This window comes from Tateyamaria sp., assembly GCF_039945315.1.
Classification (GTDB): Bacteria; Pseudomonadota; Alphaproteobacteria; order Rhodobacterales; family Rhodobacteraceae; genus Tateyamaria.
Map to the genome: position 1 here is coordinate 24,747 of NZ_JBDUXB010000063.1, position 15,354 is coordinate 40,100.

At 53.6% G+C, this 15,354-nt stretch carries 18 protein-coding genes; 10 read left to right on the top strand and 8 right to left on the bottom strand.

The annotated features are described in order from the left end of the window. The first annotated feature begins 34 nt into the window (after positions 1-34). A complete protein-coding gene (gene trxA, locus ABJD00_RS21340; protein WP_108836872.1) occupies positions 35-355 on the top strand; it encodes a thioredoxin in 321 nt (106 codons plus the stop codon). Between the two features lie 29 nt (positions 356-384). Here the strand turns inward: trxA and ABJD00_RS21345 are convergent, their stop codons facing one another. After that, positions 385-1,350 carry a phosphotransferase gene (locus tag ABJD00_RS21345; RefSeq protein ID WP_413849106.1) on the bottom strand — a complete coding sequence of 322 codons (966 nt, stop codon included), beginning with the start codon at positions 1,348-1,350 and terminating at the stop codon, positions 385-387. Positions 1,351-1,426: 76 nt separating this feature from the next. Here ABJD00_RS21345 and hslV point away from each other — a divergent pair, with 76 nt between their 5' ends. The 4 genes from hslV to ABJD00_RS21365 are packed head-to-tail and all read left to right on the top strand — an operon-like array spanning position 1,427 to position 5,637. Beyond that, positions 1,427-1,996: an ATP-dependent protease subunit HslV gene (gene hslV / locus ABJD00_RS21350; RefSeq protein ID WP_413849108.1), complete on the top strand. Its 570-nt coding sequence runs from the start codon at positions 1,427-1,429 to the stop codon at positions 1,994-1,996. Beyond that, positions 1,989-3,296, top strand: a complete 1,308-nt coding sequence (gene hslU, locus ABJD00_RS21355) for an ATP-dependent protease ATPase subunit HslU (RefSeq protein WP_413849110.1) — start codon at positions 1,989-1,991, stop codon at positions 3,294-3,296. Before hslV ends, hslU begins: the two co-directional genes overlap by 8 nt. Positions 3,297-3,350: 54 nt before the next feature. Next, a complete protein-coding gene (locus tag ABJD00_RS21360) occupies positions 3,351-4,391 on the top strand; it encodes an alpha/beta hydrolase (RefSeq protein ID WP_413849112.1) in 1,041 nt (346 codons plus the stop codon). A gap of 1 nt (position 4,392) precedes the next feature. Beyond that, a complete protein-coding gene (locus ABJD00_RS21365; protein WP_413849114.1) occupies positions 4,393-5,637 on the top strand; it encodes an MFS transporter in 1,245 nt (414 codons plus the stop codon). Here ABJD00_RS21365 and ABJD00_RS21370 read toward each other — a convergent pair. From ABJD00_RS21370 to ABJD00_RS21380, 3 genes are read right to left on the bottom strand one after another with little or no spacing between them, the layout of a single operon-like run. Continuing rightward, complete coding sequence (locus ABJD00_RS21370; RefSeq protein WP_413849116.1) at positions 5,620-6,210, bottom strand: Smr/MutS family protein; 591 nt, start codon at positions 6,208-6,210, stop codon at positions 5,620-5,622. The two genes, ABJD00_RS21365 and ABJD00_RS21370, sit on opposite strands and share 18 nt — an antisense overlap. After that, the gene (locus tag ABJD00_RS21375) at positions 6,207-7,199 is read right to left on the bottom strand and encodes a murein transglycosylase A (protein ID WP_413849118.1); all 993 of its coding nucleotides are present in this window, start codon (positions 7,197-7,199) and stop codon (positions 6,207-6,209) included. The genes ABJD00_RS21370 and ABJD00_RS21375 overlap by 4 nt, the downstream gene beginning before the upstream one ends. A gap of 38 nt (positions 7,200-7,237) precedes the next feature. Then, positions 7,238-7,897, bottom strand: a complete 660-nt coding sequence (locus ABJD00_RS21380) for a Tim44/TimA family putative adaptor protein (protein ID WP_413849120.1) — start codon at positions 7,895-7,897, stop codon at positions 7,238-7,240. A gap of 114 nt (positions 7,898-8,011) precedes the next feature. Between ABJD00_RS21380 and ABJD00_RS21385 the strand changes: the two genes are divergently transcribed. Next, complete coding sequence (locus ABJD00_RS21385; RefSeq protein ID WP_413849122.1) at positions 8,012-8,479, top strand: FxsA family protein; 468 nt, start codon at positions 8,012-8,014, stop codon at positions 8,477-8,479. Positions 8,480-8,536: 57 nt separating this feature from the next. Beyond that, positions 8,537-9,019 carry a protein-export chaperone SecB gene (gene secB, locus ABJD00_RS21390; protein ID WP_413849124.1) on the top strand — a complete coding sequence of 161 codons (483 nt, stop codon included), beginning with the start codon at positions 8,537-8,539 and terminating at the stop codon, positions 9,017-9,019. Between the two features lie 49 nt (positions 9,020-9,068). Here secB and dnaQ read toward each other — a convergent pair whose 3' ends face one another. The 4 genes from dnaQ to ABJD00_RS21410 are packed head-to-tail and all read right to left on the bottom strand — an operon-like array spanning position 9,069 to position 11,780. Continuing rightward, positions 9,069-9,755, bottom strand: a complete 687-nt coding sequence (gene dnaQ, locus ABJD00_RS21395; RefSeq protein ID WP_413849126.1) for a DNA polymerase III subunit epsilon — start codon at positions 9,753-9,755, stop codon at positions 9,069-9,071. Further along, positions 9,748-10,341: a dephospho-CoA kinase gene (gene coaE, locus ABJD00_RS21400; RefSeq protein WP_413849128.1), complete on the bottom strand. Its 594-nt coding sequence runs from the start codon at positions 10,339-10,341 to the stop codon at positions 9,748-9,750. The genes dnaQ and coaE overlap by 8 nt, the downstream gene beginning before the upstream one ends. Then, the gene (locus tag ABJD00_RS21405; protein ID WP_413849130.1) at positions 10,338-11,168 is read right to left on the bottom strand and encodes a shikimate dehydrogenase; all 831 of its coding nucleotides are present in this window, start codon (positions 11,166-11,168) and stop codon (positions 10,338-10,340) included. The genes coaE and ABJD00_RS21405 overlap by 4 nt, the downstream gene beginning before the upstream one ends. A gap of 12 nt (positions 11,169-11,180) precedes the next feature. Continuing rightward, entirely contained in the window at positions 11,181-11,780 is a 600-nt protein-coding gene (locus ABJD00_RS21410) for a Maf family protein (RefSeq protein ID WP_413849132.1), read from the bottom strand. A 407-nt stretch (positions 11,781-12,187) separates the two neighbouring features. Between ABJD00_RS21410 and ABJD00_RS21415 the strand changes: the two genes are divergently transcribed. The 3 genes from ABJD00_RS21415 to mnmE all read left to right on the top strand — a co-directional run bounded on the left by ABJD00_RS21415 (position 12,188) and on the right by mnmE (position 15,350). After that, positions 12,188-12,637 carry a CopD family protein gene (locus tag ABJD00_RS21415; RefSeq protein ID WP_413849134.1) on the top strand — a complete coding sequence of 150 codons (450 nt, stop codon included), beginning with the start codon at positions 12,188-12,190 and terminating at the stop codon, positions 12,635-12,637. 123 nt (positions 12,638-12,760) lie between these two features. Next, the gene (gene rho / locus ABJD00_RS21420; RefSeq protein ID WP_413849136.1) at positions 12,761-14,044 is read left to right on the top strand and encodes a transcription termination factor Rho; all 1,284 of its coding nucleotides are present in this window, start codon (positions 12,761-12,763) and stop codon (positions 14,042-14,044) included. 22 nt (positions 14,045-14,066) lie between these two features. Further along, a complete protein-coding gene (mnmE, locus tag ABJD00_RS21425; protein ID WP_413849138.1) occupies positions 14,067-15,350 on the top strand; it encodes a tRNA uridine-5-carboxymethylaminomethyl(34) synthesis GTPase MnmE in 1,284 nt (427 codons plus the stop codon). Positions 15,351-15,354 lie beyond the last annotated feature (4 nt).

The window sequence follows — 15,354 nt, forward strand, 5'->3', positions numbered from 1 at the left end:
CCGTCTCACGCGTGGTGCATCCAGGAGAGATAGAATGGCAACTGTGGCCGTAACAGATTCGACATTTGACGCCGAAGTCCGAAATTCCGACGTCCCCGTTGTGGTGGATTTCTGGGCTGAATGGTGCGGCCCCTGTAAACAAATCGGCCCCGCCCTCGAAGAGTTGTCGAGCGAGATGGAAGGCAAAGTGAAGATCGTCAAAGTGGACGTGGATTCGAACCCCAACTCGCCCGCTCAGATGGGTGTGCGCGGTATCCCTGCCCTGTTCATCTTCAAAAACGGTGAGGTTGTTTCCAACATGGCTGGCGCCAAGCCAAAAGCAGCACTGCAAAGCTGGATCGAAGAGTCGATCTAAGCTCATTTAGAATTTGATGGAATCGCGCGTCAGGCAAAAGCCCGGCGCGCGATTTTTTTTATGCGTTCAAACCGCATGACGCTGGAAAGCGTTTTCTTATCCGACATGCGGTTCCAGTCGGTCAGAATTTGTACCCTCATAAGAAAGTGCACCATCGGGTCGTTTGACAAAACATTCCCATAGCCTTCGAAAAATGCCTGCATCGCATCCGGCGGCAGCACGTGACCTTTTGGCAGGCTGTCCAGATCGCCAACCATTTGCACGTAACTGAGCAAGAAGTGCGCGATATCGTAGCCAACAGGCGCCGTCGATGGCGCCAAAAAATCAAGTGCAACGGCGCGCGTTCCATCGATCAGGATGTTGTGTGCGTTCAAATCGCCGTGTTTGGACGAAACCTTGCCCGGATGTCCGTCTGCATCCTGCGCGTAAGAACCCATGTCCCGCGCCAATGAAACAAACCGTTTTTGGCCAAGTATCTTGCGCTCGCCCCGTTCCACTTGGCCGGACAGACGATGCATGTGACGTAGCATGAATTTGGGTTGAAACGGACGTTCCTGTACAAACGTGGCCGCGTGATATGCGCCTAGCCAAGCACCTGCTGAATGCAAAAACGGCCCATGATCTTCGTTTTTGCGGCACAGATTGAGGAAGGTTTCACCCGGAAAGAACGACATCAGGTAGCTTTGTCGCTCTTCGTCTTTTGCCAAAACTTCGGGAACGCCCGCGACGTCATGACCTGACAGCGCTGTTGATGCCTTTTGATGCGCTTCAAGGATTGCCCCAAACCCATCTTTGTCCACTGGGCGCAAAGCATGTTTTAGAACAACGCGCGCACCATCAGGGCCATCATAACGCTGGACAATATGCAGCCGGTTCGTGTCGTCTTTGATCCATTCCGCCCCCACTGTGTAGTCCTTCGGATCTACGCCTGCCTGAACTGCCAGCGGAATAAATGCATCATGCGCGGATTGGCGCAGATCATCGCGAAAAAGCATTAGGGTCTCTTTGGGCTTTTGCCTTGCGAAAGGCGAATGGCAGTTTCATATGGTATCGTAACTGGAAGGCTAACCTATGACCAAAGAGAATTTCCCCGGCTGGCACGGCACCACAATTATCGGCGTGAAAAAGGGTGGCGAAGTCGTGATTGCAGGGGACGGCCAAGTTTCTCTTGGCCAGACCGTGATCAAGGGGACCGCGCGCAAGGTGCGCCGCCTGTCTCCTGGTGGTTTTGACGTGGTGGCAGGGTTTGCCGGATCGACTGCCGATGCATTTACTTTGCTTGAACGGCTTGAGACTAAACTGGAGGCGACGCCCGGCCAATTGGCCCGTGCCAGTGTCGAGTTGGCCAAAGACTGGCGCACCGACAAATACCTACAAAAACTCGAGGCGATGCTAATCGTCACTGACGGCTCAGACCTGTTTGTTATTACTGGTGCCGGTGACGTGCTGGAACCCGAACACTGCGTTGCCGCCATCGGATCGGGTGGCAACTTCGCACTCGCCGCTGCACGCGGCATGATGGACAGCGACCGGAATGCCGAAACCGTGGCGCGCGATGCGATGGCCATCGCCTCCGATATTTGTGTCTATACAAACGGAAACCTGACCGTTGAGACGATCAAAGGAACGACGAATGACTGACCTCACCCCGCGCGAAATCGTCTCGGAACTTGACCGCTTCATTATCGGCCAAGCCGACGCCAAGCGCGCGGTAGCCGTGGCCCTGCGCAATCGCTGGCGCCGCAAACAACTGAACGACGATCTGCGGGACGAGGTTTATCCCAAGAACATCCTGATGATCGGCCCCACCGGAGTAGGCAAAACCGAGATCAGCCGCCGGCTTGCCAAACTGGCGCGCGCGCCTTTTCTAAAAGTCGAAGCCACGAAATTCACTGAGGTTGGCTATGTGGGCCGTGATGTCGAACAGATCATTCGGGATCTTGTCGATGCGTCGATTGCGCAAACCCGCGATCTGATGCGCGAAGATGTGAAAATCAAAGCCAAGGATGCTGCAGAAGATCGCGTGATCACTGCAATCGCTGGAACTGATGCGCGGGACGGCACGCGGGAGATGTTCCGCAAGAAACTGCGCAGTGGCGAGTTGGACGATACCGTAATCGAACTGGACATCGCCGACACCTCAAACCCGTTTCCCATGATGGATATTCCCGGCCAGCCTGGTGGCGGTGCGGGCATGATGAACCTTGGCGATCTGTTTGGCAAAGCGATGGGCGGTCGCACGACCCGCAAAAAACTGACTGTCGCTTCCAGCTATGACGTGTTGATCGAAGAAGAGGCGGACAAACTGCTTGATGATGAAACGGTCACCAAGACCGCGCTTGAAGCGGTGCAAGAGAACGGGATCGTTTTCCTGGACGAAATCGACAAGGTCTGTGCACGCTCCGACGCGCGAGGTGGCGATGTAAGCCGGGAAGGCGTACAGCGTGACCTGCTGCCACTGATCGAAGGAACAACCGTCAGTACGAAGCACGGTCCGGTCAAAACCGACCACATCCTGTTCATTGCCTCTGGTGCGTTCCACATCGCCAAACCGTCCGATCTGCTTCCCGAACTCCAAGGCCGTTTACCCATCCGGGTTGAGCTTCGGGCCCTCACAGAAGACGACTTTGTCCGTATTCTTGAAGAAACAGACAACGCACTGACCTTGCAATATTCCGCTCTCATGGCCACGGAAGAGGTAACCGTTACCTTTGAACCAGAAGGCATCCGGGCATTGGCCCGTATAGCTGCAGAGGTTAACCAAGCGGTTGAGAACATCGGCGCACGTCGCCTTTACACCGTCATGGAACGCGTATTTGAAGAGTTGTCGTTCAATGCCCCAGATCGAGGTGGCGAGGAAATTGTCGTGAATTCTGCCTTTGTAGAGAAGCATCTGGGCGAACTCTCCCGGTCGACAGACCTCAGCCGCTATGTGCTGTAGTCCTGTCAGTTGATCTGCGCTAAGGAATTTGCAGGCAGTATCAGGAACGGGCACATGCGGTGGGCGATAGTAACACTTTTTCTTGCCCTGGGCGCATGTAGTGACCGCGAAACTTCACCGGTCGTGCCCGATGCCCTGAACTTCGGGTTGAACTTGCCAGTCTTCATAGGCACCACCCGAGGAATCAACGACCAAGGCAATTTTGGGATCGAACGATCTGCTTCGCTGCGTCTGCTCAAGGCGACAGTCTCCATTCCTCCCAATCGCGAAGTGGGCACTATTTCATACGGTCAAGATTCCCCCAAGCTCGACCGCGACTTTGCCATCGCAGGCCTCGAAGAATTCAAAAACAAAGACGGCTTTACCGCTAGTCTGAAAACCGAAATCTCAAAGCGCAAAGTGGATCAGAGCGAAGTCGTTGTCTTTGTGCATGGTTTCAACAACAATTTTTCCGATGCCGCGTTTCGAATGGCGCAACTGGGTCATGATTTGGAAATTCCTGGGGCCCACGTCAGCTATGCGTGGCCAAGCCGCGCAAATCCGCTGGGTTATGGGTATGATCAGGACAGTTCTTTGTTCGCGAGAGACGGGTTGGCCGATCTTCTGAAAACTGTGCGAGCAGCAGGGCAACCAGACGTAGTCATTATTGCACACTCGATGGGTGGTTCTCTTTTGATGGAAACTTTCCGTCAGCTTGAGATTGCCCAACCCGGTTGGGTTGGAAAAAATATCCGCGGGGTGGTTTTGATCTCACCTGATCTGAACGTTGATGTCTTTCGGGCCCAGTTCAATCAGATCCAGGACATACCCAACCCATTTGTTGTTTTCGTCTCCCGCAAAGACGCTGTTCTGCGTGTGTCATCCCGGTTGCGTGGCCAAGAAAGCCAGCTTGGTAACATATCCAACATTGGGGAAGTCGCGGATCTTCCAATCACGATTGTGGACGTTACAGAATTTTCAGATCGTAAATCGGGCAATCATTTCGTCGCCGGTAATTCTCCAGCATTGATCCAGTTGTTGCGCCGGTCATCTGATATTGATCGGAGATTCCTCAACGGCAACCCAGGTGGTGTTGTCCTGTTCCCGGACCAGTGACGTGACAGCAAAATCCACGCCCGTCAATCTACTGGCTTTTCTGAAGGATAATCGAAACTGGTTGTCGGCTGGGGCAGTGCTTACTCTCCTATCCTCTTTTGGGCAGACTTACTTCATTTCTCTTTTTGCTGCAGAAATCCGCATGGATTTTGGCCTCAGCCATGGGGGATGGGGCGCGATCTACTCTCTTGGAACAACCGCATCCGCCGCCGTGATGATCTGGGCAGGGGGTCTGACGGATGTACTGCGCGCGCGCACTTTGGGTGTATTGGTTTTGGCGGGCTTGGCGGCGGCATGCCTAGCAATGGCATGGAACCCATATGTCGCACTTTTGCCGGTCGTGATATTCGCGCTTCGGCTAACGGGGCAGGGGCTGTGCAGTCACATCGCAATCGTTTCCATGGCACGATGGTTTGTGGCTACCCGTGGGCGGGCGCTGTCAATTGCCTCGCTTGGATTTGCCGCCGGAGAAGCCCTGTTGCCTCTTATCTTTGTGGCCCTTCTTGGCATCTTTCACTGGCGATCACTTTGGATAGTTGCTGCCTTCGTTGCTGTTTTGGGCATACCGTTGCTTCTGCGACTTCTGAAAACAGAACGCACACCTCAATCCATGGCTGATGAAAATCAAAGCTTTGGAATGGGAGAAGCCCATTGGTCCCGAAACGCGGCACTCCGTCATCCGCTATTTTGGTTCATGGTGCCTGCAATCCTCGGGCCATCAGCATTCAACACGGCATTTTTCTTTCATCAGGTATACTTCGCAGAACTCAAAGGGTGGACTCACCTGTCGCTGGTGTCGCTTTTTCCGCTCTACACTGGGGTCGCAATTGCGGCGATGGTCATATCCGGAGTTGCCCTTGATCGGTTCGGAACAGCACGACTAATCCCGCTCTACCAACTGCCGATGGTCATCGCCTTTTTGGTCTTTGCGGTTGCTGACTCCTTGGGCTATGCAGCCGTTGGTTTTGTATTTCTGGCTCTGACAACCGGGGCAAATTCGACCCTACCCAACGCCTTCTGGGCAGAGTTTTATGGCAGCCGGCACATCGGTTCGATCAAGGCGATGGCGACGGCCGTTATGGTCCTGGGTTCGGCAATCGGCCCGGGAGTCACTGGAATTTTGATCGATTTTCAAGTGGACTTGCCAACGCAATTTTTGGGGGTAGCAATATTTTTTGTGCTGGCCAGTCTTTGCATGTGGATCGGCATCAAGCGGTATCAGAGCACCCTACCGCAACTTGCGTAAATAGACATAGTATGCCCCGCCGCCACCGTGACGCAGATGGGCTTGCGTAACTTGCAAAACTGCCGGGGCGAGGGGTGGCATCGACAACCACTGTGGCACCTGATGGCGCAAAACGCCAAAGCGTACAGGGATCGGCCCGCCATCGTCGCGCTGTTTGCCTTTGCCGGTCACGATCAGAACCAACCGTTTACCCCCAGACTGCGCATTCAAAATAAACCGCGTCAGGGCAGGGTGAGCACGTTCCAGCGTCATACCGTGCAAATCCAGCTTGCCTTCAGGGCGCAGCTTTCCCCGTTTCAACTGATCAAATGCCTTCCTGTCCATCTGAACGGGTTGGCCACCCACCTGTTCGGCTATTGTTGGGCTAAGGTAGGTAGACGTTGAGGGAGCTTGCGGCTTGATTGTCAACGATTTTGGTATTGCCTCGAAAGTTGCTTTTTTGCGCGGCTGTGTTTTTGGTGTTGTGACGAAGTCCTGTGGTTTCAGAGGTTTTTCAGAGTGCAATCGCTCTGTGTTCGACACAACTTTGCGCCACAACTCTTCCTCGTCCGGGCGCAGGCGACGCCGTTTCATATCGCGCTTTCGGGCAGCAGAGCATAGGCACGCTGGATCGGCATCAGGACCATGAGCCGCCCCGGATCTCGCAACCGCCCCGCTTCGCGCCCAGCGCGATCGCCGGTGCCAAAGAAAACATCCGCCCTTTGCGCACCCTTGATGGCAGATCCTGTATCCTGAGCCACCATCAAACGACGCAATGGTCCTTTGCCGTCTTTTTCAATCCAAACCGGCGCCCCCAGCGGAACAAAGGCCGGATCGACTGCAACCGTCCGCATCGTGGTGATTGATCGGTTCATCGCACCAAGAGGACCAAGCTCGGAAGGTACCTCGCTTACTTCGCGGAAAAACACATAGGATGGGCTGTGCAGTAAGAGGTTCTGCCCAGCAACGGGATTGCGCCGCACCCAATTCTTGATCACGTCCGCGCTAACTTGATGCGGTGAAAACGTTCCGCGCCGAACAAGTTCCTGGCCGATAGAACGATACTCGTGCCCGTTAGAGCCCGAATACCCAAGGCGTATCGTTTGGCCTCCGGGAAGCTTGATCCGTCCAGAACCTTGGATTTGAAGGAAAAATAACTCAACAGGGTCGTCCACCCACGCAATTTCCAAGCCGCGCCCATTCATGACACCACCCTGCACGATATCACGGCGCGGAAACCAAGGGCGTGATACGCGCGCTTCGGGCGGCATGGCATAAACTGGATAGCGGTAGCGGGAACTGCGACGCTTTGAGCCGTCCAGTTCAGGCTCAAAATACCCAGTGAACAAACCTGGAGCCCCGTCCTCAATCAAAACTGGACGAAAGAAGAGTTCAAAAAAACTTTTCGCGTCGGGAATATCGCCCGCCACAGCACAAAGTGAACGCCAATCGGGATCATTCAAGTCCTGACACGTGCTGCGAAAAACACTCAGCGCTTGCGCGTGGTCATCAGAATCCCAGCCATCAAGATCACTGTACTCCATGACAGAATACCGCACCTCAGCTGCGGCCCCACTGATCATGATGGCCGCTGCGCTAAGAAACCCGACATAAGTTCGGATTATCCGTCTGTAGAAACCAGCAGCCAATTCGGGTCGTCAGCCCCCATGGTTCGCGCAAAAGACCAAGTGTCTTTCTGCCGTTTCACCTCGGTCGGGCTACCCTCTACGACATCTCCACCCTGATCACGGACAACCGATGTTAGTTCAGCCACAAAACGAATGCTCAACTCGGCTTCGTTCGTATCTTCATTGAATGTCGCGTCCATCAGCTTCAACTCACGCACGCCGATGAAGTCAGCTTCGATGGTTAGCCCCTGATCTTCTCGGGCAGCCACGCCATCGACAAACGACTCATAAATTTCTTCAGACAGGAACGGCTGAATGTCTGACAGCTCGCCCGTCTCGTAGCCCATCACGATCATTTCATACGCACCACGCGCGCCTTGAAGGAAATCTGCCACGTTGAACGATTGTTCCACCCGCTTCATCCCGGCCAGAGCCTTGGCCGCGTCACTGTCTTCATCGACGTGATCTGTGATGTCGAGGTCAGGACCGCCTTCGATCACCTCAAGGTTTGGGCCACCAACTCGATCATTGGTTTGCTGAGGAGTAGGGGGTTGTTCAAAACCCTCACGAGTGCCCAGCACGTTTTTCAGACGCAGGATCAAAAAGACAGCTATGCCTGCAAGGACAAGCAACTGGATCAGCGGAGAGTTCATTTATACCTCGTTAAGCGGGTCGGGTGGCAACCGCCACAGTTGATCCCTATGTAGGTGCCCAGTGGACCCAAGTCCACCGCGCGGCCCATATGGGCTTGGGAAAGGATGTCGCAGATGTGGTTATTTTTGGCATTTCTTGCTGTTCCGTTGATCGAAATCGGTCTGTTCATCCAGATTGGTGGCGCGATCGGGCTGTGGCCCACTCTTTTGATTGTTGTTGTAACTGCATTTATTGGCATGTTTTTGGTGCGTGCGCAGGGGGCTCAGGCGCTGGGTCAGGTCAGATCGTCTTTCAACGAAATGCGTGATCCAAGCGAGGCGCTGGCCCATGGCGCCATGATACTGTTTTCTGGCGCGTTATTGCTGACGCCGGGCTTTTTCACAGATGCGGTTGGCTTTGCTTTGCTGATTCCAGGCGTGCGTTTGGCCGTTTTCAAATGGGCGCGTGCGCGTATCAATGTGCAAACTTTTGCCAGCCACCCCCAACACAGACCGCAATCGGACATAATCGAAGGCGAGTATGCCGAGGTTGAGCCAAATTCGAGCGATCAGCAGAGTCCTTCTGGATGGACCAAGCATTGAGGCCCTGAGCCCAAGCTGTTACCAGACATCAAATCAAATCGCCCTCGGGAGAAACCAATGGCCGAAGAAGAAAAAGCAGCCCAACCAGTTCAGCCGCAAATGCGGGTTCTTGGGCAATTTGTCCGCGACATGTCGTTTGAAAACATCGTTGCCCAGAAAGGTGCGTCACCAGACGTTCAGCCTGACGTACAAGTTCAGGTGAACCTCGATGCGAAAAAGCGCTCGCAAGACAAGCAGTACGAGGTGGGGATCAAACTGAACATTACCTCGAAGGCGAAAGAGGGTGATACGGTCCTGTTCGTTCTGGAGATTGATTATGTGGGACTGTTCCACATCGAAAACGTCCAAGAAGAACAGCTGCATCCGTTCCTGCTGATCGAGTGCCCACGTATGATCTTCCCATTCCTGCGTCGTGTGGTCAGCGATATCACGCGTGATGGTGGGTTCCCGCCGCTGAACCTAGAAAACATCGACTTTATCTCGCTCTACCGGAACGAGATTGCGCGACGTCAAAATCAGGCCGCGCCTGCAGACGCTTGAGGTTTCGGAAATCGATCTATCTCGCCCGGCGCCTTGTGCGTCGGGCGTTTTAGTTTGACCACATGGCGTTGTCGCCAAGTTTAGCAACAAACTCTGCGTGCGCTTTTTTTTCGCTGTCTGTTGTCCGAGACGGCAGTGGGTTCGGCCGGGGCGTCGGAGTCCATTCAGCCGCGTCGCCGGGTTGACTGCGCTGTCCAGCGCTGGCGGACAGAGCAAAATCAGGCTGCCGTCCGCCGATCAACTCTAGATAAACTTCGGCGAGGATTTCACTATCTAGCAACGCGCCGTGCAGTGTGCGGACAGAGTTATCGATGCTGAATCGACGACACAAAGCATCCAGAGACGCGGGAGATCCCGGAAATCTGCGCCGCGCAATCTCAAGTGTATCAATGGCTTGATCATATGGCAGTTGCGGTAGGCCCAGCCATTTGAGCTCCGCGTTCAGGAATTTCATGTCAAAGGCCGCGTTGTGAATCACCAGCTTGGCGTCACCGACAAAATCGAGAAACTTTTGACCAATCTGCGCGAACTTAGGCTTCCCACGCAGAAAATCATCGCCCAGTCCATGCACTTCAAAGGCTTCTTGGGGCATACCGCGTTCCGGATCGATGTATTCATGAAACACGTTTTTTGTGGGGATGTGACCGACCAGTTCAATGGCCCCGATCTCGACGATGCGATCGCCACTTTCTGGGTCAAAACCCGTTGTTTCAGTATCCAGTACGATTTCACGCATATGAGACCCGCTTTTTTATCTGCTCAACGATATGATGGACTTGGGTGCGGGCATGTTCAAGCGTGTCCGTCTCTATGATGAAATCTGCGCGGGCACATTTTTCCGATGCGGGCATTTGCTTGGATTTGATGGCCAAAAATTGGTCCGGCGTCATTCTGCCTCTGTCCATAACGCGAGCTTGCTGAACATCATCTGCAACGAACACAACTGCCACTGCATCCATCGCCTTCTCTCCGCCTGTTTCAAACAACAGCGGGATGTCGAAAACCAAGATATCGGCACTTGCCTGCTCAATAAACTCCGCTCGATCTGCGGCAACAAGCGGGTGAATAATGCTCTCGATCCGTTTTAGGGCGGCAGGATCTGTAGAAATGATTTCCTTGAGCACTGCGCGGCTGACAGCTCCGTCTTCAATTGCATCAGGAAAGACTTCTGCCATCGGCTTAACCGCGGCACCCCCTTTGCCATACAGACGGTGCACTGCGGCATCCGCATCCCAGACGGCACAATCTGCATCGACAAACATCTGCGCAGTCGTGGATTTTCCCATTCCAATGGACCCGGTCAGCCCCAAACGAAAACTCATCTCAGAGCAGCCGCGCGCGTATGGCTGTCTACTTCGGGCCTTTTGCCAAACCAGCGTTCAAAGGCAGGCACGGCCTGATGCAGCAGCATGCCCAAGCCATCAACAGTCACACAACCGGCCTCTTCCGCAGCGGCGAGCAAGTCGGTTTTCAAAGGCGTGTAAACAAGGTCCGTCACGACAGAGCCTCGACGCAAACCATCAAGCGGCACGCGCATTGATGGTTTGCCAATCATTCCTAGGGATGTCGTGTTCACGACCAAGGCCGAATCCTCAAGAATATTGCCCGCTTGCACCCAGTCCACGATTGTGAGCCGTTTGCCAAAGTCATCTGCCAGTTTCTCAGCGCGAACACGGGTGCGATTGGTCACAAAGATTTCTGGGACGCCAGCATCCAACAAGGATGCAATCACCGCGCGTGCAGCACCACCAGCGCCCAGGACAGTCGCGGGACCAGCTCCAGCATTCCATTCTGGAGCACCAGATTTCAGATTTTCGACAAACCCATACCCGTCCGTGTTGTCAGCGTGGATTTTACCATCTTTGCGGAAAATCAAAGTGTTTGCTGCACCAATCAGCGTGGCCCGATCTGTCACCAGATCAACAATGTCCAGAATGGTTTCCTTGTGTGGGATGGTAACGTTGACCCCAACAAACCCAGCCTTGGGCAGCGCGCGCAACACCTCGACCAAATCTTGCGCGGCCACATCCATTGGGATGTAGTCGCCTGCAATTCCATAGGTTTTCAACCAATGACGATGCAGCTGCGGCGACTTTGAATGAGAAATGGGGGAGCCTATGACCCCGGCCAACGGGATTTTATCGACCATGCGTTTCGCTCTCTATCCTTCGATCACACCGCGTAGAGTCAGGTAGGCCAGCAACTCTAGCAACGGTAGTCCCAACACGTGGAAATAGTCGCCTTGTATGCTGTGAAACAGTCGCACCCCCTCACCCTCCAGCTGATATGCACCAACTGAATGGCGAATGTCATCCCAGTTTCTTGAAATATAGGAGTCCAGATACGCATCCGACACATCCCGCATGCGCAAACGCACCTGTCCAACATGGCGCCAAACTGCTTTGCCTTCATGGTAAACGATGGCGGCTGAGAGCAGGATGTGCTGTTCACCTCGCATCATACTCAACTGTTGTACGGCATTTTCCGGGCTAGTTGGCTTGGATAGAATGGACTGTTTGAATGCAAGAACCTGATCACAACCAATGACCATGGCATCTGGATTCTTATCCGCGATCTTGCGTGCTTTCATTTCGGCCAGCGTATCGGCAATGTCGCGCGGCGGCGCATCTTCAGCCAAGAGCGCAGCCTTTATCATTTCCTCATCAATGCGGGCGACGCTTACATCAAAGTCGAGGCCCGCATTGCGCAGCAGCTGCGCCCTGATCTGAGAGCCTGACGCCAAAATAATGGATGTATCCATGTGCGTAACCTTGTGAAAAAGTGCGGGGTTAAAACTGTGGCATGTTGTGCGCAGAACCGCGAAATTGTGAAGCACCCGTTACTCAGGCTCCGCTTCACCCTGTTTACCTGTTCTTAACTCATAGGGAACAAGGAAAACTGCGTCTATGTGGGCAACACAATTTGTACTGACCTATCCACAGATTCGTCCCGGAAATATTTAGCCATAATTTCACATAACTATCTGTTTTATATATATTTATTTAAGATATTATGGATGTGTGATCTGTTCTTCGAAACTCTGTCCTCACTGGGCATAACTACGCCAAAACCATTTGATCCACAGAAAACGGTACCCCTACTTCTTCACCATCTTCTTTTATATTCTTTATTTATTTATAGGTGAGCCCGGAACGAAGGGGCCAAGACATGACCAACCTACTTGCCAGCTTTTATCCGTGGATCAAGGCATTTCATATCATGTCCGTTATCGCATGGATGGCCGCCCTGTTCTACCTGCCGCGCCTCTATGTCTATCACTCAGAACAGGTCGGGTTGACCGGCGATACCCATGAGTTATTCCAGACCATGGAATACAAACTGCTCAAGGTCATCATGACACCTGCGATGGTCGCAACCTGGGTCTTAGGAATTTGTCTTTCCCTCATCCCAGGTGTGATCGATTGGAGCGCTGTGTGGCCCTGGACCAAGCTGGTGGGCATTCTGGCGATGACGGGCTTTCATGGATGGCTCAGCGGCCAACGCCGTGTCTTTGCCAATGGCGGCCCTATCAAGACGGGCAGGCAGTACCGGATGATGAACGAGGTGCCGACGCTCTTGATGGTGCTGATTGTCCTCTCTGTCGTGGTCAAATTCTGAAACCGTTGACTCGTCGGCCATTGGCCCTTATCTGCGATCATGCACCCCGTCCGGGGACTGCACGCAGCTTTACATCCTAATGGACGCGCCACGCTTGATGACAAGCGGGCCTAGAGTATTCCAATGACATCTTCTGAACCAATCGAAGTCCTCGCGCTTGCTGACCTCAAGGCGCAAAGCCCAAAGAATCTTTTGGCGATGGCCGAAGAGTTGGAAATCGAAAACGCCTCGACCATGCGCAAGGGTGAGATGATGTTCCAGATTCTGCGCGAACGTGCAGATGAAGGTTGGGAAGTTTACGGAGACGGGGTTCTGGAAGTTCTACAGGACGGGTTCGGCTTCTTACGCTCTCCTGAGGCGAACTATCTGCCAGGTCCTGATGACATCTATGTCTCGCCCGACATGATCCGCCAATATTCCCTGCGTACAGGGGATACAATTGATGGGATGATCAAGGCACCAGACGACACAGAACGTTACTTCGCGCTGACCAACGCGACGCGGATCAACTTTGAGGATCCAGAAAAGGCGCGCCACAAAATTGCGTTTGATAACCTCACACCGCTTTACCCTGATGAACGCTTGCAAATGGAGACCAGCGATCCAGCGACCAAGGACCGCTCCGCGCGCATCATTGACCTTGTCGCGCCAATCGGGAAAGGCCAGCGTGCACTGATTACCGCTCCGCCACGAACAGGTAAAACGGTCCTGATGCAGAACATTGCGTCAAGCATCGAAAAGAACCATCCGGAATGCTATCTGATCGTCCTTTTGATCGACGAGCGCCCTGAAGAGGTAACCGACATGCAGCGCTCTGTGAAAGGAGAAGTTGTCAGTTCAACCTTTGATGAACCTGCAACCCGCCACGTCGCCGTGTCTGAAATGGTGATCGAAAAAGCCAAGCGTTTGGTCGAACACAAACGAGATGTTGTTATTCTTCTCGATTCTATCACAAGACTTGGTAGAGCGTTCAACACTGTGGTGCCATCCTCGGGTAAGGTTTTGACCGGTGGTGTGGATGCGAACGCCCTGCAGCGGCCTAAACGGTTCTTTGGCGCTGCACGGAACATTGAAGAGGGTGGTTCATTGACCATCATCGCTACAGCGCTGATCGACACAGGCAGCCGCATGGACGAAGTCATCTTTGAAGAATTCAAAGGTACGGGTAACTCTGAAATCGTACTTGACCGGAAAATCGCAGACAAACGCGTATTCCCTGCAATCGACATCCTCAAGTCCGGGACACGGAAAGAAGAACTGCTGGTCGATAAGATCGACCTCGCCAAAACCTTTGTACTGCGTCGGATTCTGAACCCGATGGGAACGACGGATGCGATCGAGTTCCTTATTTCTAAACTCAAGCAGACAAAGACCAACGAAGAATTCTTCGATTCCATGAACACCTGACGCAACCTGCGGGGTCTTAGCTATGGATACGATCTTTGCTCTGGCTACGGCTCAGGGTTGTGCTGGCGTTTCTGTGGTCAGAATTTCAGGACCCGAAGCATTTGACTGCGCCAAGGTGCTCTGTGGTTCGTTGCCACCGCTTCGGCAGGCAGGACTACGTTCTTTACACGACGAACAGGGCGAACTTCTGGATCAGGCCCTGGTCCTGCCGTTTGCTGGCCCGAATAGCTTTACGGGCGAAGACGTCGTTGAGCTGCATATGCATGGCAGTATCGCAGTTGTATCGGCAGTCTTGTGCTGTTTGGGTGCGGGCAGTGCCCGTATGGCAAATCCGGGTGAATTTACACGCCGTGCGCTGGATAACGACAAGATGGACTTGGCGCAGGTCGAAGGACTTGGCGATCTCATCGCGTCGGAAACGGAAGGGCAACGTCGACAGGCGCTTCGGGTATTCGATGGTGCCTTGGGAAAGAAGATCGAAGGATGGCGTGCGAACCTGATCCGCGCCGCGTCGCTTATCGAGGTCACCATCGACTTTGCGGATGAAGATGTACCTGTTGATGTCAGCCCGGAAGTTCAGTCCTTGCTGGGTTTGGTGCTTGATGAGGTGCAGGTGGAGTTGAGCGGTTTTGCTGCTGCGGAACGTATTCGCACTGGTTTTGAAGTTGCCATTGTTGGCCCGCCAAATGCCGGAAAATCTACTCTTTTGAACTTCTTGGTCAAACGAGAAGCGGCAATAACCTCAGAGCGGGCGGGGACGACTAGGGATGTCATAGAAGTCCGCATGGACCTTAGTGGTTACGCGGTGACACTTTTGGATACGGCCGGATTGCGTGATGGCGTGGATGAAATCGAGGTTATTGGCATTCAGCGTGCGGTCCAGCGTGCTGAATCAGCTGACCTGAGAGTTTTTCTGATTGAACCTGGAGAGGATGTGCCTGTCCAGATGGGCGTGAATGATATCCAGGTTGCTCCTAAAGGTGATACCCGCAAGGATGGTGTTTTTTCTGTTTCAGGAAGAACCGGGGAGGGGATCGCTGAACTAACTGATCGTATCACAGATGCTCTGTCTTCAATGACCTCTTCTGCTGGGCTGGCGACACATGCCCGGCATCGGGATGCAATGGCTGCGTCGTTGGATGCGTTGCGTATGGCGCAGAACTGCGTTGGCAACGGACCGGATCAGTATGATATCGCTGCAGAGGAAATCCGCAGCGCGATTCGATCTCTTGAGGCCTTGGTTGGGCATATAGGTGTTGAAAACCTGCTGGACGAGATTTTTTCAAGCTTCTGCTTGGGTAAATGATGGA